The sequence below is a fragment of the Thermodesulfitimonas autotrophica genome (assembly GCF_003815015.1).
GTDB classification, from domain to species: domain Bacteria; phylum Bacillota; class Desulfotomaculia; order Desulfotomaculales; family Ammonificaceae; genus Thermodesulfitimonas; species Thermodesulfitimonas autotrophica.
Genome location: NZ_RKRE01000002.1, coordinates 425,824 through 445,823, shown reverse-complemented (window position 1 = coordinate 445,823; position 20,000 = coordinate 425,824). Strand labels below are relative to the sequence as shown.

Here is a 20,000-nt window from a genome sequence, read left to right as displayed (position 1 = left end):
TGGTTTACAATTATAGAGGCTCCTTCCGGGCGTGTCAAGGAGAACGGCAGGAGATTTCGGGCGCGCGCCGAAGTAGAGCTATGGGCGCAACGGCGAAGTCATTTAAGGCAGTGGCGAACATGACCCTGTCTGGGAAAGACGGGGAAGCACAGCCTTAACTTGAGGAGGGTGGTTACTTGGCCCGGAAAAAGAAGGGCGATAAGGTGGCGAGCAAAGCAGAACAAAAAAAAGCAGAACAGAAAGATGCTAAAGACGTTAAAATAGAACTTTTAGGCGTTGGGCTGCTGGCTGTGGCCGCCTTCGCTGGGGTCAGTCTGGCCACGGACTCTGCCGGAGCCGCAGGGGCTTTTGTGCGCCGCTTTCTCGCCTGGCTGGCGGGTGAGGGCCGTTACCTGGTCCCGGTAGCGGTCGGCCTTCTCGGCCTCGCTCTTGCACGTGAAGGGTGCTGGCGGGAGGAACTACGCCTGAAGCTTTACGGCGGCGGGGGACTCCTGCTGGTTGCCCTCGTCCTCCTTGACCTCTGGCTCCTGCCTCCGGAGAAGCTTCTGCGGCGGGCGCTCTCGCACGGGCTGGCGGGCGATGGCGGCGGGGTGACCGGCGCCTTTTTCAGTTACGTCATGCGGCGAGCTTTCGGTGTCGCCGGTACCTATGTTATTTTAGGTGGTGTAACGCTCGCCTGCCTGGCGCTGACCACCACCCTTTCCCCGGGCGATCTTATCAAAGGCCTCTGGGAGCGATTGTTACGCTCCGGCCGGAAATTGAAGCGCACTCTGAGCAACTTTCTCTTTACCGAGGTGGTACCGGAGGAAGAGGAGATTTCGCCGGTTGTTCCGGTCATTATCGACGGCGCGGCACCAACTCCTGCCAGGGCGGAAACGCCGCCCGCACCAGAAGCTTCGCCGCCGCCCCTACCGGAACCACCGGCACCGGCGGTGACTGGCGAGGTTACCGAAAAGAAGCCCCTTACGCAACCGGCGCAAATATCCTTAGAAGAGGTGATCACTTACCGGCCGCCGCCCCTGACGCTCTTAAACCGGGTGCCCAAGCAGCGCGGCGGCGGCGGGGCGCGCGACATTACGGAAAACATCAGGATTCTCGAGGATACGCTGGTCAGTTTCGGGGTCAAGGCGAAGGTCCTTCAGGTGACAAGAGGGCCGGCCGTTACACGCTACGAGGTTCAGCCGGCTCCGGGAGTGAAAGTGAGCCGGATTGTGAGCCTGGCGGACGACATCGCGCTGGCGATGGCGGCGCCCGATGTTCGCATCGAAGCGCCGATCCCCGGCAAGGCGGCGATCGGCATCGAGGTGCCGAATAAGGAGGTTTCTCTGGTTCACCTGCGCGAGCTGTTGGAAAGCAAAGAGTTCACCCAGTCGGCGTCGCCGCTTACGGTAGCCCTCGGGAAGGGGATTGCGGGTCAGGTGGTGGTCGCAGATCTCTCCCAGATGCCGCATCTGCTAATCGCGGGGGCGACGGGGGCCGGAAAGAGCGTCTGCCTCAACACGCTTATCGTAAGCATTCTTTTCAAGTCAGGCCCCGATACGGTGAAATTTGTCCTCATCGACCCCAAGATGGTCGAGTTGGCCACCTATAACGAGATCCCGCACCTCGCCTGCCCGGTGGTTACCGATGCCAAGAAGGCGGCGGCTACCTTGCGGTGGCTGGTGCGGGAGATGGAGAGGCGCTACGAGGCTCTGGCTGTGGCGGGGGTCCGGGATATCACCCGCTACAACAGCATTGCCAGAACGGGGGAAGAAAAGACCGGGCGGCTGCCGTATATTGTAGTGGTAATCGACGAGCTGGCGGATTTGATGATGGTGGCGCCGGTCGACGTGGAAGATGCCATTTGCCGTCTGGCCCAGATGGCCCGGGCGGCCGGCATCCATTTAGTGGTGGCGACGCAGCGGCCTTCGGTTGATGTGATCACGGGCTTGATCAAGGCGAACATTCCTTCACGGATCTCTTTCGCGGTTTCTTCGCAGGTCGATTCCCGCACCATCTTAGATATGGCGGGGGCGGAAAAACTTTTAGGCCGGGGCGATATGCTTTTCTTCCCCGTGGGCGCTGGCAAACCGGTTCGGGTTCAGGGGGCGTACCTTTCGGACCGCGAGGTTGAGGCTGTGGTCGAGTATCTCAAAAAGCTGGGGGCGCCGGCTACGGAGGAAATTACGGTCGAAGTAACGGAGAACGAAGAAGCGACAGAGGATGACGATGAACTCCTGCCCCAGGCGGTCGAGATTCTTCTTCGCGCCGGCCACGCCTCGATATCGCTGCTCCAGCGACGCCTCAAAATCGGCTACGCCCGGGCTGCCCGGTTGATCGACATCATGGAGCGCCGGGGCATCGTTGGTCCCTTCGAAGGAAGCAAGCCCCGCGCCATCCTGATAACCTGGGACCAGTACCGGGCCACCTTTAATCGACGAAAATAGGTAAATTATTGCAAATATTGACTATGCACTGAGCATAGGATATAATCACCCTGGGTTTAAGCGGATTTTATAAGTTTTTTGCTACTGCATCCAGCTTTTAGCGTCAGGATAGGGGAGGTGACGCGATGGGAATCGGCGAAGCGCTCCGCGAGGCCCGGAAGGCAAAAAGCATCACCATTGCGGTTGCCGAGGAAGAAACGAAGATCCGGGCCAAATTCTTAGAGGCGCTCGAAAACGAGGCGTTTTCAGCCCTGCCCGGGCGCGTCTACGCCAAGGCGTTTCTGCGGACGTACGCTCGTTATCTGGGGCTTGACGATGCGGCCCTCGCGCAGCAGTTTGATCTTCTCTATCCGGCGGAAGAGGAAAACGGTGCAAAAAAGGCAAAGCGGGCGCGTCAGGTGACTAAGCCGGTTTTTGCTTTCGACTGGGGGCGCTACCGCAATTTCTTCCTGGTAGCCGGGGTTATCACGCTGCTGCTTCTCTTTAACAGTTTTTACGGTGCGGTAGTCTTTAGCCCCGGCGAACGCGTGGGAAACAACGCGGGAGGGACGCGACAGGTAGCCACCAGGCCGCAGGCCGAAGAAAAGCCTGTTGGCGCGGTGACCCAGCCAGGAAAAGAGGAGCCTGCCGGGCGGCAGGTTGTGGAGAATCCCGCGGCCCCGAACGGTCAGACGGCCGGCGCGCAGCCCGCAAACGGAGGGGCTAAAGTCGATGAAGCGGCAGGACCAACGGCGCATGAATCGCTGGTGCCGCAAGGCGTGGAGGTTAAACTCAGCGTTACGCAGGACCGTTGCTGGATGCGGGTTATCACCGACGGTACCGTGGCTTTTGAGGGTGAGGTCCGGGCCGGGGAGGTGCGTACCTTTGCGGCCAAAAACCAGATCCACCTCCGACTGGGTAATGCCGGCGTGGTTGCGGTTTCGTATAACGGGCAGGAGCTCGGTTATCTTGGTGCGGTCGGCCAGGTGGTGACGCGCGAGTTTTCCGCGCCGCAGGGGTAGGGTTTAAGAAGCGGCGGCAAGAAGTCGAGGGCCTGAGTTTGCTTCGGGATTCGCGGGGGCGAATCCCCGTTTGTTTTGTGCCCCCTAAATTCTACCGGCGCAAGTTTTGCCGAAGCGAGGTTTGAGTACTTGATCTGCGTAGGAGCTATCAGTCTCGGGTGTGCAAAGAACCTTGTGGATACGGAAGTGATGCTCGGGCTCCTGGGAGCGGCGGGGTATGCTATCACGTCGGACCCGGGTAGCGCGGATGTGCTGGTGATCAACACCTGCGCCTTCATCACGCCGGCGCAACGGGAGTCGATCGCTGCCATTCTTGAGGCGGCCCGTTACAGGGAAGAAGGGCGGCTGAAAGCGCTCGTGGTGGCGGGTTGTTTGGCCCAGCGGCACGGCCGGGCGCTGCTGCAGGAAATGCCTGAGATTGACGCGCTTGTAGGTACCGGCAGGGTGGGCGAGGTGGTAGCCGCCGTGACCGGCGCCCTGGCCGGTGAGAAGCCGGTACTTTTGGGGCCGCCGGGCATGCTTTCCGGGATGGCGCCCCGGTTGCTGACCACCCCAGCGCACCTGGCCTACATCAAAATTGCGGAAGGGTGCAGCAACCGCTGCAGTTTCTGCATCATTCCGCAGCTTCGCGGCCCTTACCGGAGCAGGTGCCGGGAAGAGATCCTGGCAGAGGCGCGCTCCCTATCCGCTCAGGGGGTAAAAGAAGTGGTGCTGGTGGCGCAGGATACCACCAAGTGGGGGCTTGATCTTTACGGGCGACCGGAACTTCCGGCGCTCCTCCGGGAGGTCGCCCGCCTCGAGGGCATCCGCTGGGTGCGCCTCCTTTACGCTTATCCAACGGGGATTTCTGATGAACTCCTCGGTGTGATGGCGGAAGAAGAGAAGGTTTGTAACTATCTTGATATTCCGCTGCAGCACGTGAGTCCCCGGCTGCTGCGGGCGATGAAGCGTCCGGTTGTCGACGTGCCCGGGCTTGTGCGTCGCGTTCGGGCGGCGGTTCCGGGGGTCACCCTCCGCACCACCTTTATTGTCGGCTTCCCGGGGGAGACGGCGGCGGACTTTGCCCTCCTTGCGGCGACGGTGCGGGAGTGCGGTTTCGACCGGGTGGGCATTTTCCCTTACTTCCGGGAAGAGGGAACCGAGGCGGCGGCGTTGCCGGAGCAGGTGCCCTGGAAGGAAAAAAGGGAACGGTTGCGTCAGCTCCGGGCCCTGGCGCGAGAGATCTCGCTGCAGCGCAACCGGGAAAAGGTGGGCCGGGAGTTTCTCGTGCTGGTCGAAGGGAGAAAAGGACGCCGCTTTTACGGGCGGAGCGAAGCCGATGCTCCGGAGGTTGACGGGAAGGTTTATTTTACCGCAAGAGAGGCGCTGGCCCCCGGTACCTTTGTTCGGGTTCGGGTAAGCAGGGCGCAGCCCTACGACCTGATAGGGGAGATGACCGGGATTCCAGAAGTTCCATAAGGAAAAAGGGCGTCCGGACATGTTATAATCAATCGGTCAGAATAAAAAAGTTGTTTTGTGGTAGGAGTGAGTTGCGGTGGTCTGGCACGGACTGCGGATAAAGGCGATTCTGGTAGCGCTGGGTATAGGGCTGGTCTGCCTTTTTGGAGGCCAGTTTCTTTATGAGAAGTACGGCTACCAGCAGGCACTTTATCAGGCGTTGGCAAAGCAGCCGCAGGTCGCCGATTTCGCGGTCGGTACGGAAAACGGGCAGCTTGTGGTGACCGTGCGTCTCCGCGCGCCGGGAAACCTGATGCTTACCTACCAGGAGCTCAAGCACCTGACAGGTGAGGCGTTAGGTAACCGGCCTTTTATCCTGAGGATTGCCGACAACCGGGACGCAGTGTTAGAGGAGGTTTTTTACCGGAGCCAGTTCGTCATTTACCAGGCCCTCGCGCAGGGGTCCTTCAGGGAAATGGAGAGGGAGGTTAGCCGCTATGCCCAGGCGGCAGGGGCGGAGGCGCGGATCTACATCGACAACGAGAATCTTTACGTAACGCTGACCAGAGGGGACCACTTTCTAGCGGCGGTGATCTGCCGGAGTGAATCCCCGCAAGCGACGGGAGGTGCCGCCCCTTATGCATAAAGAACTCGGGATCGGTTTCGGGGTGGCCTTGCTCATCTTCCTGTTGGCCAACGGTTACAACGTTGGCCCCTTGGTGGTTCTCGGGGTGACTGCTGCCGCCTTCTACTATTTTGTCCGGGTCAAGGGGCTCGTGAAAAACTTTGCCGTAACCGAGGGCGGGGGCGAGGCGACCGTATCTTTCGACGACGTCGGGGGCCAAGCTACGGCGATCAAAGAGCTGCGGGAGGCGCTCGACTTCATCAAGAACTATAACCGCGCCCGCCATTTAGGAATCAGGCCGCTCAAGGGGATTCTTTTGACGGGCCCGCCGGGGACCGGTAAAACCTTGCTCGCGAAGGCGGCGGCCGGCTACACGGACGCGGTTTTCGTCGCTGCGAGCGGGTCGGAATTTGTCGAGATGTACGCGGGTGTCGGCGCGCAGCGGGTACGGCGCCTTTTTCAGACCGCCCGGGAGAAGGCGCAGCAAAGCGGGAAGAAGAACGCCATCATTTTCATCGACGAGATTGACGTTTTAGGTTCGCGTCGGGGAAAGGTGACCAGCCACCTCGAGTACGACCAGACGCTGAACCAGCTCTTGGTGGAGATGGACGGCATCAAGGCGGACGATACGGTGCATATCCTCGTTATCGCGGCGACCAACCGCGCCGATCTCCTGGACCCGGCGCTTTTGCGCCCCGGCCGGTTTGACCGCCAGGTGCGGGTGGAGCTCCCGGACCGCGAGGGGCGGCTCGAAATCTTGCGGCTGCATACACGGAATAAGCCTCTGGCGGCCGATGTGGATTTAGCGGTTGTGGCCAAAGAAACCTTCGGTTTTTCGGGCGCGCACCTTGAAAGCCTGGCCAACGAGGCGGCGATCCTCGCTATGCGCGAAGGTCTGCGGGAGATTCACCACCGCCACTTTGTGGAGGCAGTGGAGAAAGTCTTGCTAGGGGATAAGCTTGACCGGCGGCCGACCCGGGACGAGCTCTGGCGGGTTGCGGTGCACGAGACGGGGCATGCTCTGCTGAGCGAGGCGAAGGAACCCGGTTCAGTTACTACGCTTACGGTTACGCCGCGCGGCGGTGCGCTTGGCTATTTCCGCCAGAAAAGTGAAAATGATAACTACCTTTACACGCAGGAGCAGCTTGAAAACCGCCTCTCGGTTCTACTGGCAGGAGCGATCGCCGAGGAAGTCGTGCTCGGTAGCCGGAGCACCGGTGCTACGAACGACTTTGAGCAGGCGATCAGCGTTGCGGAAACGATGGTGCGGGCGGGGATGTCCGAACTCGGCGTGGTAGCTATGGCGGAGCTTCCCGATACGGTCCGCCACCGGGTGCTCACGGACGTAATCAGGAAGCGGGAGGAAGAGGTGCGCCGCTATCTTGAGGCCCGGAAGGGGTTGCTCGTCCGCATCGCGAGGCGGTTGATGAATGAGGAGCGCCTTTCGGGAGAAGAGTTTCAAGCCCTGGTAACCCAGGAGATGGCCGGGTGAACCGCCCGGCCGAATTTGTATCTTAGCCGGTTGTAGAATTTTGCTTCCGGATTTTTTGGGGTGGGTTTTCCGGATGAAAAAGTTTTTCGGTGTTATAAAATATCAGGCAGGGAATCGGCTTTCTTTTGCGAATTAGTGAAATAAGTCGCTAACTTGAGTAGGTGGTTGCGGTGCGGGCAGAAATTATCTTTACGGGAACCGAGTTACTCTTAGGGCAGGTGCTTAATACCCACGCGCAGTGTCTCGGGCAGGAGCTGGCCGCCCTCGGCGTGGAGATTGTCCGGCATACGACGGTGGGCGACGACTGGGAGGGGTTAACGAGCGCTCTCCGGGAAGCCCTCAGGCGGGCCGATCTGATTATCACTACCGGGGGACTCGGCCCCACTAGTGACGACCTCACCCTGGCGGCCGTTGCGGATGTGCTGGGGCTGCCGCTGGTTCGCAACGAAACTGTTCTTTCCTGGATAAAAGAGTATTTTGCCAGGCGGGGCCAGGCGGTTCCGGAGAATCTCACGCGGCAGGCCTATTTCCCCGAAGGAGCGATAGTCCTGCCGAATGCGGCCGGGACGGCTCCGGGATGCATCGTCGAAAAAGAAGGCAAAATCATCGTTTCCTTACCTGGCCCGCCGCGTGAGCTCACGCCGATGTTTGAAGACCACGTGGTGCCGTTTCTTTCCAAGCGTCTCGCCCGCGGCGGCGTTTTAAATTTTCGCGTGGTCAGGGTTACGGGAATTGCCGAGTACGCCGTTCAGGACCTGCTCCGCGACCTGGAGGGAAAAGAAAAAGTCCAGCTTGGTTATATCGCCAAACCGGGGGAGGTCCACGTCCGCATTGCCGCTGTAGGGCGTGACGCGGCCGAGGCCCAGCAACTGGTGGCCAGGATGCTAAAAGAGGTGCGCGCCCGGCTTGGCGACTACATCTTTGCCTACGACGAAGAAAGCATCGAAGAGGTTGCCGGGAAGCTTTTGGCGGCGAAGGGCTATACCATCGCGGTGGCGGAATCCTGCACGGCGGGGATGGTGGCCGCCCGGCTGACCGATGTCCCCGGCAGCTCGGCCTACTTTATGGGCGGTATCGTTGCCTACGACAACAAGGTGAAGGAAAAGATTCTCGGTGTCCAGACGGAGATTCTCCGGGATAAGGGCGCCGTGAGCCCGGAGACGGCGGCGGCGATGGCCGAAGGGGTGAGGCGGCTTCTATGTACGGATACTGGCATCGGCATTACGGGCATTGCCGGACCGACTGGCGGGACACCCGAAAAACCGGTGGGGCTGGTTTATATTGCGGTTGCCGTGCCGGGCCAAACCGTGGTGAAAAAATACAACTTTCCGGGGCGGCGCTTCGCCGTCCGCCAGGGAGCGGCCAACGCCGCGCTTAAGATGCTGCGCGACCTGCTTGAAAATGATGGGGGTTCCTCTCCGTAACGGACTGCGAGGGGACCGGGCTGCCAGTACGTGGCTGGCTACTCTTTTGCGGCGGGTGGTAGCAAGAAGGCCGCTACCATCACGCCCCATGCGGTGCCGAGAATAAAGCCGGCCAGGACGTCGCTCGGGTAGTGGGCGCCGAGATAAACGCGGCTTACACCGATAAAGAAGGATAGAAACAAGCCTGTTACCGGCCCAAGCCAGCGAGATGGTCTGTTGCGGGCGTGGCGGTACCATAACCAGGCGAGAACTACAGCCATGGCGGCGGCGACGGTGGCGTGGCCGCTGGGGAAGCTGTAACCATGAGCGCCCGTGAAGGACGCCAGGTAAGGGCGCGGGCGCCGGAAAATCGTTTTAAATAGCTCTTCGAGGAGGAAGGCGCCGAGAACCGCCGTAACTACGACCGTGGCTTCCCGGTTGCGTTTCCGGCGGTGGCAGAAAAAGGCTATACCAGCAGTAAAAAGGCTAACCGGTACTGCCGAACCGATAAGCGAGAAGAAGAACATGGCCGGGGCGGCTGACGGGGGAATAAGCGCCTTTACCCATGCGGTGGCCTTTTGGTCAAAAGAGGCCAGTTCTTGGAGCCTCTCCCCGGCTAAGTAGCAGAGAAAATACAAAGAGAGAATGAAGATAATGGTTGCGAGACCAACAGGGTCACGGTAAGGCACGGAGCCTTTTTTACCGCGAACTGCATTTTTCATCCTCATAGCTCTGACACCGCTTCGACAGGTAGTCCCGACGCGCGGCCCTTAACCTGAGTTGGTTGATCGGTCGCGCTGCTGCGCCGGGGCTGCTTCAGGTAAAAGGTGCTCTTCCGGCGCCTTACCAGTTTATATTATACGGCAGGGGCGCTTCTTTCTGCTCCCGTCTTTATTTTTATAAAATAAAAAAACGTTTTCCCGCGCAGGAACATTTGCGGGTCTCCGGTCCGGAAGGAGAGTGGGCTACAGGTGGAAATTTTTCTCGGCCTGCTGGGCTTGTTGGTGGTTTTTCTCGCCGGCATCCTCTACCTGCAGCTCCGCAGGGGAGGGGCGGATCTGCGCAGCACTCTGAATAGCTTAAACCAGATGGTGCAGGCGACGCAAACCCAGGCGGCGGTGCTGGCGGAGAAACTGGCGCACCTGGAAACTTTGCCCCAGGTGGTGGGCGGGGTGCAGCTCGAGCTGCGGGGGCTGGCCGAACGGGTGACAACGGTGGAGCAAAACCAGCAAGCGGTGGGGCAGACCCTGCAGGCGCTTCGCGCGGGACTGGCGGAGACTGGCGCTACGACCAGCGCTTTACGCGAGATGGCGGCGGCCATGCAGGCGGAGCTCTCGCGGGCTAAAGACGGGGTGACGGAGCTGCAGACGCTCACCAAAGCCCGGCAGGAGCTGGCCCAAAAGACGGCGGCATCGATAGCGCGGTTGGAGGCGATCATCGCCGGGACACATACCAAAGGGGTAGCGGGGGAGAACATCCTGGACCTCGTTTTTGCAAAGCTGCCGCCGGAGTGGCAGGTGCGGGACTTCCGGGTGGGGAACAAAGTCGTCGAGTTCGGGCTGCAGCTGCCCAACGGGCTCGTTTTGCCGATTGACAGTAAGTGGCCGGCAACGGGGCTGTTAGAGCAGTTTATGAACGCTGCGGACCCCAATGAGCAGCAGAAGATAAAGAAGCAGATCGAGGAGAGTGTTTTGGCGAAGGCCAAGGAGATAAAGAAGTACCTTGACCCGAGCCGCACCACCGACTTCGGCGTGGTGGCGGTGCCGGACGCGGTTTACGATCTCTGTTCCGGTATCCACGCGGTGGTCTTTCAGGAAAACGTGGTGCTGGTAGGGTACAGTATGTTTCTGCCGTATCTTTTGCTGGTTTTTCAGACCATTCTGCGGACGGCACGGGATGTGGACTTAGAGAAGTTAAATAGTTCGCTGCAGGCTTTTCAAAAAGGCGTGGCGGCGCTCCAGGAGGAGCTGGAGGGGCGCTTTGCCAAGGCGCTCACGATGCTGAACAATTCCCGCAGCGAGATGAGTGTGCACTTGAGTAGGATCAGTAGCAGCCTTACGGCGCTGCAGGTGAGCACCCGGGTGGCGTTGCCGGAAGAGGCCGGGGCGCCGCAGGGATGAGCACTTTTATTTTCCATCGCGTGGGCGGTGTCGCTTCCGGCGTTAGGGATAAGCGGCAACTGGGGGACATTTTTCGCCAACTTTGGGTCCATGTTGGCTTGGAGGACCAGGAGGAGTCCGGTTAGGGCTTTTCGCCTTCCAATGCCTCCCAGGTGCGGATATAAACGTTTAGGTCTTCGTCGCTAAAAAGGACGAAGCGGACCTCGTCGAGCGGCTTCTCTTTGATAAATTCGCGAACGGTGCTAAGCGCGATCCGGGTGGCGCGCTCTTTCGGAAACCGGTAGGCGCCGGTAGAGATCGCGGGGAAGGCGATTGACTTGATGCCGCGGGACGCAGCGAGTTCTAAACAACTCCGGTAGGCCTGGCGCAAGAGCGCGTCCTCGTCGGCATTGCCGCCCATCCAGCGGGGCCCCACGGTATGGATGACGTAGCGGGCCTTCAGATTCCCGCCGGTGGTGATGACCGCGTGTCCTGTCCGGCACGGCCCCTGTTCGGCGACGATCTTTTTACATTCTTCGAGAATGGCTGGCCCGCCGGCGCGGTGAATCGCCCCGTCCACACCACCACCGCCCATAAGGCTCGGGTTTGCCGCGTTGACGATTGCCTCGGTATCCGCCTGGGTGATATCTCCTTTGGCAATTATGATCTTTGTCCTGCCGCTGAGTGCTTCGAGAGCCATCGTAACACCTCTTTCGTCAGGGCTGACTCTGTTTTTAGGATAACATACTTCTTGTCCTGGGAGCAAGATTGTGGCGCTTGAGTCAAGATTTGGATTAGAAATGTTGGCTTGGTGAAAAAGGATTTTCTCGGTTGGTGTGGAAATAGAAAACTCCGTTAGGCATCTTGCGGGAAACCCGGAGGAAAGGGTTCCGCCCCAAGAGAGATAAGGGGTACGCGGTAATTGAAACTCCTAACGATCGAGGAGCTATCACTCCATTTCGGCGGTGTTACTGCACTCTGCAACGTAAGCCTACAGGTAAACAAGGGCGAAATCCTCGCGATTATCGGGCCCAACGGGGCCGGGAAAACGAGCCTTCTTAACTGTATCAGCGGTCTTTACCGTCCCAGCGCGGGCAGGATCATCTTTCAGGGCCGGGATATAACTCGCCTGCCGCCGCACCGGCGGGCCCAGCTCGGCATTTCCAGGACGTTTCAGAACATCGAGCTTTTCAAACACTTGAGCGTGCTCGATAACATCATGCTTGGCCGCCATGTCCACATGCGCGCGGGCGTTTTGAGCGGCGGCCTTTACTGGGGTCTCGCGCAGCGGGAGGAAGTTGCCCACCGGCGGCGGGTGGAGGAGATTATCGACTTCCTCGAAATCGAGAGCGTGCGCCAGAAGCCGGTGGGGATGCTGGCCTACGGCCTCCAGAAAAGGGTGGAGCTCGGGCGGGCGCTGGCGCTTGAGCCGGAGCTTCTGCTCTTAGACGAACCGATGGCGGGGATGAACGCGGAGGAAAAGGAGGATATGGCGCGCTTTATCCTCGATATCGCGGAGGAGTGGGGGACCACCATGATCCTTATCGAGCACGACATGGGTGTGGTGATGGATATTTCCGACCGGGTTGTGGTCTTCGACTTCGGCCGTAAAATTGCCGAAGGGGTGCCGGCCGAAGTGCAGGCAAACCCGCGGGTTATTGAGGCGTATCTCGGACAGCAGATGGGGGTTGAGCGGTGACAACGGACGGGATGCGAGCGGAAACGATGCCGCAGTTGCTGTTACGTAACGCGCGCCGCTTGCGTAAGAAGGTAGCGCTTCGGGAAAAGGAATTCGGCATCTGGCAGACGGTAACGTGGGAAGAGTACCTGGATCACGTCCGCAACTTCTGTCTGGGTCTTGTACATCTCGGCTTTAAGCCGGGGGATAAGCTCGCGATCATCGGGGATAACCGCCCGGAGTGGGTTTACGCCGAGCTGGCAGCGCAGGCGGCCGGCGGTATTTCGGTAGGCATCTACCAGGACTCCCTCTCCCGCGAGGTAAGCTACGTCATCGACCATTCGGACAGCCGTTTTGTGGTGGTGGAGGACCAGGAGCAGGTTGACAAGCTCTTAGAGATAAAAGAGGAGATTCCGCGGGTCGAACGGATCATCTATTATGATCCGAAAGGGCTGAAAAATTACCGGGACCCGCACTTGATGGATTTCCCGTCGGTGGAGAAACTCGGCGCCCAGTTACACGAAAAAAAGCCTGGGCTTTTCGAAGAGATGGTTGCCCGGGGGCGGGAAAACGATATGGCCCTCATCGCCTACACCTCCGGGACTACGGGCTTTCCGAAGGGAGCGATGCTCAGCCACCGGAACATGCTGGCGATGGCCAAGAATCTCCTGGCCGTCGACCCGCTTGGTCCGGATGCCGAGTACCTTTCTTTTCTCCCCCTTGCCTGGATGGGCGAACAGATGATGACCGTTTCGGCTGCCCTCTGGGTTGGCTTCACCGTCAACTTTCCCGAGGAGCCGGAGACGGTGCAGCAGAACCTGCGCGAGATCGGCCCGCACGTGATGTTTTCGCCGCCGCGGATCTGGGAGGATATCGTCTCCCGGGTGCAGGTGAAGATTGAGGACTCCACCTGGCTCAAGCGGCGCCTTTACTCCTTTTTTATGCGGTACGGGTACCGCCTTGCTGATTGCCGTTTTGCAAAGCAGAAGCCCTCCTTGGGGCTTAGGTTCCTCAACTGGTTGGGGGAGTTGCTCGTCTTCAGCGCCATCAAGGACCACTTAGGCCTCTACCGCTTGAAAAGGGCCTACACCGGCGGAGCAGCGCTCGGGCCGGAGATCTTCCGGTTTTTCCACGCCCTGGGGGTTAATCTCAAGCAGATTTACGGGCAGACAGAGATTGCCGGGATTTCGGTGGTTCACCGGGACGGCGACATAAAGTTTCATACGGTGGGCCAGCCGATTCCCGAAACGGAGATTAAAATCGCTTCGAACGGAGAGATCCTCTCCCGGAGCCCGTCGGTCTTTCTCGGCTACTACAAAAACCCGGAGGCCACTGCCGAGGCGCTATCCGACGGCTGGCTTCATTCTGGGGACGCGGGCTATCTGGACGAGGACGGCCACCTGGTGGTCATCGACCGGCTCAAAGATGTGCTGCGCCTTAAAGACGGGAGCATCTTCTCGCCGCAATACATCAGCAACAAGCTGAAGTTCAGCCCCTACATCAAGGAGGCGGTGGTGGTCGGTAAGGACCGCCCCTTCGTGGTGGCCCTCATCAACATCGATATGGCGAACGTCGGCCGCTGGGCGGAAGCCCGGCACATCCCTTACACCACCTACGTCGACCTTTCGCAGAAGCCGGAGGTTTTGGCCCTGGTGCGGGAGGAAGTCGAACGTGTAAACAAGGACCTGCCGCCGGCGGTCAAGATCAGGCGCTTCGTGATCCTGCACAAGGAGCTCGACGCCGATGACGAGGAGCTTACCCGGACGCGAAAGGTGCGCCTGGGCTTTGTGATCCAGAAATACGCAAACCTTGTGGAAGGGCTTTACGCGGGGCTGCCAGAGATCAAAGTGGAAACGAAGGTGAAGTACCGGGACGGCCGCGAGGGTCTGGTCCAGACGGCACTTAAGGTGATAAAACTTGCGCCGGCGGAAGCGGAGGTGGCCTGAATGTTTTTGCAGCTTTTGGTTACCGGTCTCGTAGTGGGCAGCATTTACGCCCTTGTGGCGCTCGGTTTTGTTCTCATTTACAAGGCAAGCGACTGCATCAACTTTGCGCAGGGCGAGTTCCTGCTGGTTGGGGCCTACGTGGCGCTCGCCCTTGTGGTTACCTATCAGGTGCCTTTCCTGCCGGCGGTTGCCCTAACCCTCTGTTTCGCGGCGCTCCTCGGTGTGCTCGTTGAACGTCTGGTTCTCCGCCCCTTTATCGGGGAACCGGTGATCGCGGTGATCATGGCGACCATCGGTCTTTCGAGCCTGATGCGGGGGATTATCCAGTTTATCTGGGGGACCGATACCCGCGTTTTTCCGCCGGTCTTTCCGCAGACGCCGGTACAGATAGGGGAGGTCGTGGTTTCTCAGGTTTATCTCTGGTCACTCGGCTTGGCGCTGCTCCTGTTAATAATCTTCGCCTTATTCTTTAAGTTTACCATCACCGGCATCGTGATGCGGGCGGTGGCTGACGACCAGCAGGCAGCCCTTTCCATGGGTATCAGCGTGAAAAGGGTTTTTGCCATCACCTGGGCGATTGCGGCGGTGGTGGCGGCGGTGGGGGGCATCCTTCTCGGCAACATCAACGGTGTCAATTCCTCCCTGGCCCACCTCGGGCTCAAGGTTCTGCCGGTGGCCATCCTCGGGGGGCTCGATAGCATTCCGGGTGCCGTCATCGGCGGGCTCATTATCGGGGTTCTGGAGAATCTGGCGGGTGGTTACCTCGATCCCATTTTCGGCGGTGGGGTGAAGGAGGTAGCGCCCTTTGTCATCCTGGTCCTGATCCTGCTTATCAGGCCTTACGGGCTTTTTGGCAAGGAAATCATTGAAAGGGTGTAATTGCTTGCGGTTAAGGTTTCCCTTCGCTATGGATTGCGGCCTTTTTACCACCTCCTATGAGGAGGACATGGCCATTCTTTTCGCTCCGGCGGCAAAGCTTAAGGTGGCCGCCATCATTGGCTGCCTCCTCCTCTTTCCCCTGCTGGTGGGCCCTTACTACGTCAGCGTGGCAAACCTTATGGCCATCGCGGTGATCGGCGCTTTAGGCCTGAATATTCTGGTCGGCTTTACCGGCCAGATTTCGATCGGTCACGGCGCCTTTATCGGCGTGGGCGCCTATACGGTCGGTGTGCTGACCACCAAGCTCGGCCTCTCTTTCTGGGCGGCTTTGCCGCTTGCGGGGCTGGCGGCGGCGGCGGTGGGTGCGCTTTTCGGCATCCCGTCACTCCGGCTGAAGGGCCTTTACTTAGCCATTGCTACTCTGGCGGCACAGGTGATCATCGAGTTCACGATCATTCACTGGACCTCGCTCACGGGCGGATCGGCGGGTATTGTGCTCCAGCCGGTAAGTCTCGGCCCATATTCCCTCGCTAACGACCGGGTTTTTTACTATTTCGTGCTCCTTCTGGTTATCTTTGCCGTAGTCTTCACCTTTAACCTCTTCCGGAGCCGGGTCGGGCGGGCTTTTATGGCGGTGCGCGACCGGGATATCGCGGCGTCGGTGATGGGTATCAACCTGCTCCGCTACAAGGTGCTGGCCTTTGCGCTAAGCTCCTTTTACGCGGGCACCGCCGGGGCGCTTTTGGCCGGCTATACGCGTGTGATTACCCCGGAGAATTTTACGATCGACGTTTCCATCCAGTACCTGGCGATGATTATCATTGGTGGGCTGGGAAGCGTCTTGGGCTCGGTTTACGGCGCCGTCTTTATGATGCTTTTACCCATCGGCCTGCGGGCCCTGGCCGATTTCCTGGGGACCTTTTTCCCGAACATCGAACACCTGCTGCTGGCCATGCAGACCGCTCTTTTTGGCCTGATCATTATCCTCTTCCTGATTTTCGAGCCCGAAGGGCTGGCCAAGCTCTGGAAGGACGTGAAGAACTACTTCCGGCTCTGGCCCTTCTCTTACTAACCGGGAGGAGGTGAGGAGAGGCGTCGGGCGAATGCCGCAGAAAGTGCGAGCCACAGGCGATGTTGTTTCCAAAAACGATCTAATCGGGAAGGGAGGAAAAAAATGCGCGGGCGGCATCTCATTTGCCTGTTTTTTGTGCTCTGTTTGGCCGTGGCTTTAGTAGCGACCGGCTGCGGGAAGAAAGAGGCGCCCTCAACGGGGCCGGCGACTGCGGAGAAGACGAAGGAGCCGGTTAAGATCGGTGGCATCTTCGACCTTACCGGGCCGACGGCGGACGTCGGCCAACCTTATGCTGACGGCGCAAAAGCCTACATTGATTACCTGAATAGCAAAGGCGGGGTCAACGGCCGGCAGGTGGAACTCATCGATATCGATTACGCCTACGACAAAACCAAGGCCCTGGAAGCCTACAACAAGCTTGTCAAACAGGACCAGGTAGCGGCCATTCTCGGCTGGGGAACCGGCGACACCGAGGCGCTCAAACAGATGATCGCGGCGGATAAGATCCCCTACATCTCGGGCTCCTACTCCGAAGGGCTGCTCGACATTAACCTCTGTCCTTACAACTTCTTGGTCGCGGCCTCTTATTCCGACCAGGCCCGGATTGCCCTCAAGTGGATCAAGGATAACTGGAAGGAGTCACGCAAGCCGCGGGTGGCGCTGATTTACAACGACACGCCTTTCGGTAAATCGCCTGTTGCGGACGCGAAGAAGTACGCGGCACAGATCGGGATCGACATCGTGGCGGATGAGGTTGTCGACCTCAAAGCCCTCGACGCCACTTCCCAGATGCTCGATCTGAAGCAAAAGAAGGCCGATTTCGCCATCATCCAGGGCACTTCTAACCTGGCCGCAACGGTGCTGAAGGACGCGAAGAAGAATGGGCTGTCCACCAGGTTCATCGGCCTCAACTGGGCGGCCGACGAGAAGGTAATCAAGTTAGCGGGCCCGGCGGCGGAGGGCTACATCGGCGTCATTCCTTTCGCCTTCCCGTACGAAAAGGTTCCGGGAATGGCGGTGATCCAGGAGTACCTCACGGCCAAGGGGCAGAAGCTTGAGGAAAAGAACCAGAAGTTCATTCAGGGCTGGACCTCGGCGATGATCATGACCGAGGGCATCAAGCGCGCCGGCGATAAAGTAACGGGTGAGGCTATCAAGGCAGGGCTAGAGAACCTGGCGAATTTCGATACCGGCGGGCTCTCCGCGCCCGTCACCTTCACCGCCCAGAGCCACCGCGGCAGCGAGAAGGTGCGCTTGGCGGAGGTTAAGAACGGTAGGTTTGAGTACCTCACCGACTGGATCGGTTATAAATAGTCTGCTTTCGTGGCTGGAGGAATGTAGCGGCCGCTGGGGATACTGAAGGAACCGTGCCGGTTCCGACCGGCGGCCGCGTTTTTAGAGGTTGATGGTAGAAGCAGGGGCGGGAACTTGCGGGGCGAATTACTGTTAGATAGGATAGGCGGCTAATCGCCGCGAACTTACGGGGGGATCAACTTGCTGGCTTTGAACAACGTGGAGGTGGTGTACGACCGCGTTATTTTGGTCCTGAAGGGGCTGTCGCTTAGCGTGCCTGAAGGCAAGATTGTGGCGCTGCTTGGTTCAAATGGCGCCGGGAAAACGACGACCCTGAAGGCGATTTCGGGTTTGTTGCAGGCGGAGAACGGCAGGGTGACCGATGGGACGATTGAGTTTTGCGGTGCGGATATCACCAACAGGGACGCGGAGGAGATCGCCCGGCGGGGCATCTTCCAGGTAATGGAAGGACGGCGGGTATTTGAGCACCTTACGGTGGAGGAAAACCTTATCGCGGGGAGTTACACCCGGAAAGACAGGCGCCATCTGAAAAAGGACCTCGCGCTTGTTTACCACTATTTCCCGCGCCTTGCGGATTTAAAGCACCGGGTTGCGGGTTATCTTTCCGGCGGGGAACAGCAGATGTTAGCCATCGGGCGGGCGCTCATGGCGCGGCCGAAGCTAATGCTCCTCGACGAACCGTCTTTAGGCCTGGCGCCCTTACTCGTGGCCGAAATTTTCAAGATTATCAAAGAAATTAACCAGCAGGAAGGGACCACCATCCTGGTGGTGGAGCAGAACGCCAACATCGCGCTTTCGATCGCCGATTATGGTTATATTATGGAAAACGGCAAGATCGTCCTCGAAGGGGATGTAGCCAAGCTCAAGGATAACGAAGACGTCCGGGAGTTCTACCTGGGCTTAACAGACGTGGGGAAGAAAAGCTACCGGAATGTAAAACATTACAAGCGGCGCAAGAGGTGGCTGGGATGAGTTTTGCGAGTTTCGCTGCTTTTATCACCTACGCCTACGAAAACTCACCCGCGGTGCGGGACAAGTTTACGGCTGCGGGTTTGGAGCCGGCGGCAATCCGGGAGGTTAATGATCTGCCTAAACTGCCGGTGACGCGGAAGGGGGAGCTGAGCCGGCGGCAACAGGAGGCGCCGCCCTTCGGCGGTTTTCTCGCCGTGCCCCGGGAGAAGCTTCAGCGCATCTTCGCCTCGCCCGGGCCGATCTATGACCCTCAGGGTGAGGGGGAGGATTACTGGCGCTGGCGGGAGGCGCTTGAGGCGGCGGGTTTTAAGGCGGGAGACGTAGTTCAGAATACCTTTTCCTACCACCTCACTCCCGCCGGTTTTATGTTTGACGGGGCGCTCCGGAGCATCGGTTGCACTGTTGTCCCTGCAGGGGTGGGCAACGCGGCGCTTCAGGTGCAGATTATGCGTGACCTCCGGGTAACAGGCTATGTAGGGGTGCCGAGCTTTCTCTACGCCCTTTTGCAGAAAGCTGAGGAAATGGGGCTTGCTACCGAGCTAGCGCTGGCGCGAGCTTGGGTGACGGCGGAGCAGTTACGTGAAGAGTTGCGTCGCTTATTGCGGGAGAAATACGGCATTATGGTCTTTCAGGGCTACGGCACCGCCGATACGGGCTGCGTTGCCTACGAGTGCGCTGGGCAACAGGGGCTCCACGTTGCCCGGGACGTGGTGGTAGAAATTGTCGATCCCCAGACGGGTGAACCGGTTCCGGAAGGCGAGACCGGGGAGATCGTGGTCACGCTCCTCGACGCAACCTACCCGCTCGTAAGATTGGCTACGGGGGATCTCAGCGCCTTTATCAGCGCGCCGTGCCCCTGCGGGCGTCCGGGGAAGCGGCTCGTTGGTGTTCTCGGCCGAGCTGCGGACGGGATAAAGGTGCGGGGTCTTTTCCTTTACCCGCACCAGGTAGCGGCGCTGGCCGAAGAGTTTGCGGCGGTGCGGGCTTTGCGGGCGGTAGTGACGCTGCGCGACTTCCGCGACGAACTCACCCTTGAGGCGGAACTCGTGGAGGGTGCGGAAGGAACGGCGGACCTGGCCGCACAGATTGCCGCGCGGGCGAAAGAGCGGCTCCGCTTGCGTTCGGAAGTGGTTTTTGTTCCTCCGGGCACCATCGGCGATGCCTTGGTGGTGGATAAACGCTGACCGGTTTTTGGCGGGGGGGGACGAAGTAGTGCCGCAAAAAAGCGTCGGTGACCGAGCGCTGCAAGAGAAAACCACTTCCGGGCAGGCCCAGCGGGCGCACGTGCGGGCGCACCTGGCCAACGAACGCACCTTTTTAGCGTGGATCAGGACGGCGCTGGGGATTCTCGCCTTTGGTTTTTTGCTGGTGCGGTGGGTGGCGTTGGTGCCTGCTAACAGCGCGGGTGCCGCATGGCTTTATTCGGGGAAAATAAGAACCGTAGGCGAGATCCTCATGGCCGGGGCGGTCATCCTTATCGTCCTGGCGGCGGTGCGGTTTGCGGTAATCCGGTACCAGATCAGCCGCGAGATTTACCGGCCGACGGCGACGCTCGATTTCCTGGCGGTGGCCTTTTTGCTGGTGGTAATCGGCATTTTATTTTTCTACTGCCGGTGCAGCGGTCCGGGTTTCTAAGAAGAAAGCGCTCCTGGGGCG

General features: G+C 59.5%; 17 protein-coding genes. 15 read left to right on the top strand and 2 right to left on the bottom strand.

All coding sequences use genetic code 11. The annotated features are described in order from the left end of the window. Nucleotides 1–176: 176 nt before the first annotated feature. The 6 genes from EDD75_RS05955 (at nt 177) to EDD75_RS05930 (ending at nt 8,405) form a co-directional block, all read left to right on the top strand. Nucleotides 177–2,426 (top strand): FtsK/SpoIIIE family DNA translocase, encoded by a 2,250-nt coding sequence (locus EDD75_RS05955; protein WP_342780959.1) that lies wholly within the window; start codon nt 177–179, stop codon nt 2,424–2,426. 125 nt (nt 2,427–2,551) lie between these two features. Further along, complete coding sequence (locus tag EDD75_RS05950; protein ID WP_123929487.1) at nt 2,552–3,427, top strand: helix-turn-helix domain-containing protein; 876 nt, start codon at nt 2,552–2,554, stop codon at nt 3,425–3,427. A 129-nt stretch (nt 3,428–3,556) separates the two neighbouring features. Further along, nucleotides 3,557–4,885 carry a 30S ribosomal protein S12 methylthiotransferase RimO gene (rimO, locus tag EDD75_RS05945; RefSeq protein WP_245963086.1) on the top strand — a complete coding sequence of 443 codons (1,329 nt, stop codon included), beginning with the start codon at nt 3,557–3,559 and terminating at the stop codon, nt 4,883–4,885. A 76-nt stretch (nt 4,886–4,961) separates the two neighbouring features. Next, nucleotides 4,962–5,510, top strand: coding sequence for a hypothetical protein (locus EDD75_RS05940; RefSeq protein WP_123929484.1), 549 nt, complete (start codon nt 4,962–4,964; stop codon nt 5,508–5,510). Then, nucleotides 5,503–6,981: an AAA family ATPase gene (locus EDD75_RS05935; RefSeq protein ID WP_123929481.1), complete on the top strand. Its 1,479-nt coding sequence runs from the start codon at nt 5,503–5,505 to the stop codon at nt 6,979–6,981. The genes EDD75_RS05940 and EDD75_RS05935 overlap by 8 nt, the downstream gene beginning before the upstream one ends. A gap of 170 nt (nt 6,982–7,151) precedes the next feature. Continuing rightward, nucleotides 7,152–8,405 carry a competence/damage-inducible protein A gene (locus tag EDD75_RS05930; RefSeq protein WP_211328112.1) on the top strand — a complete coding sequence of 418 codons (1,254 nt, stop codon included), beginning with the start codon at nt 7,152–7,154 and terminating at the stop codon, nt 8,403–8,405. A 38-nt stretch (nt 8,406–8,443) separates the two neighbouring features. Here EDD75_RS05930 and EDD75_RS05925 read toward each other — a convergent pair whose 3' ends face one another. Further along, complete coding sequence (locus tag EDD75_RS05925; RefSeq protein WP_170157743.1) at nt 8,444–9,106, bottom strand: phosphatase PAP2 family protein; 663 nt, start codon at nt 9,104–9,106, stop codon at nt 8,444–8,446. Nucleotides 9,107–9,355: 249 nt separating this feature from the next. Between EDD75_RS05925 and rmuC the strand changes: the two genes are divergently transcribed. Beyond that, the gene (rmuC, locus tag EDD75_RS05920; RefSeq protein ID WP_123929472.1) at nt 9,356–10,504 is read left to right on the top strand and encodes a DNA recombination protein RmuC; all 1,149 of its coding nucleotides are present in this window, start codon (nt 9,356–9,358) and stop codon (nt 10,502–10,504) included. A gap of 121 nt (nt 10,505–10,625) precedes the next feature. Here rmuC and EDD75_RS05915 read toward each other — a convergent pair whose 3' ends face one another. Beyond that, entirely contained in the window at nt 10,626–11,183 is a 558-nt protein-coding gene (locus EDD75_RS05915; protein WP_123929470.1) for an O-acetyl-ADP-ribose deacetylase, read from the bottom strand. Nucleotides 11,184–11,405: 222 nt separating this feature from the next. On the opposite strand from EDD75_RS05915, the gene EDD75_RS05910 reads away from it, so the two are divergent. From EDD75_RS05910 to EDD75_RS05875, 8 genes are all read left to right on the top strand, one after another. Next, nucleotides 11,406–12,182: an ABC transporter ATP-binding protein gene (locus tag EDD75_RS05910; protein WP_123929467.1), complete on the top strand. Its 777-nt coding sequence runs from the start codon at nt 11,406–11,408 to the stop codon at nt 12,180–12,182. After that, the gene (locus EDD75_RS05905) at nt 12,179–14,107 is read left to right on the top strand and encodes a long-chain fatty acid--CoA ligase (protein ID WP_245963085.1); all 1,929 of its coding nucleotides are present in this window, start codon (nt 12,179–12,181) and stop codon (nt 14,105–14,107) included. The genes EDD75_RS05910 and EDD75_RS05905 overlap by 4 nt, the downstream gene beginning before the upstream one ends. After that, nucleotides 14,108–14,986: a branched-chain amino acid ABC transporter permease gene (locus EDD75_RS05900; RefSeq protein WP_123929464.1), complete on the top strand. Its 879-nt coding sequence runs from the start codon at nt 14,108–14,110 to the stop codon at nt 14,984–14,986. Between the two features lie 4 nt (nt 14,987–14,990). Then, a complete protein-coding gene (locus EDD75_RS05895) occupies nt 14,991–16,058 on the top strand; it encodes a branched-chain amino acid ABC transporter permease (RefSeq protein WP_211328111.1) in 1,068 nt (355 codons plus the stop codon). A gap of 102 nt (nt 16,059–16,160) precedes the next feature. Then, a complete protein-coding gene (locus EDD75_RS05890) occupies nt 16,161–17,372 on the top strand; it encodes an ABC transporter substrate-binding protein (protein ID WP_123929461.1) in 1,212 nt (403 codons plus the stop codon). Nucleotides 17,373–17,552: 180 nt separating this feature from the next. Then, nucleotides 17,553–18,344: an ABC transporter ATP-binding protein gene (locus EDD75_RS05885; protein WP_123929458.1), complete on the top strand. Its 792-nt coding sequence runs from the start codon at nt 17,553–17,555 to the stop codon at nt 18,342–18,344. After that, entirely contained in the window at nt 18,341–19,528 is a 1,188-nt protein-coding gene (locus tag EDD75_RS05880; RefSeq protein ID WP_123929455.1) for a phenylacetate--CoA ligase family protein, read from the top strand. The genes EDD75_RS05885 and EDD75_RS05880 overlap by 4 nt, the downstream gene beginning before the upstream one ends. Nucleotides 19,529–19,556: 28 nt before the next feature. Further along, complete coding sequence (locus EDD75_RS05875; protein ID WP_211328110.1) at nt 19,557–19,979, top strand: YidH family protein; 423 nt, start codon at nt 19,557–19,559, stop codon at nt 19,977–19,979. Nucleotides 19,980–20,000 lie beyond the last annotated feature (21 nt).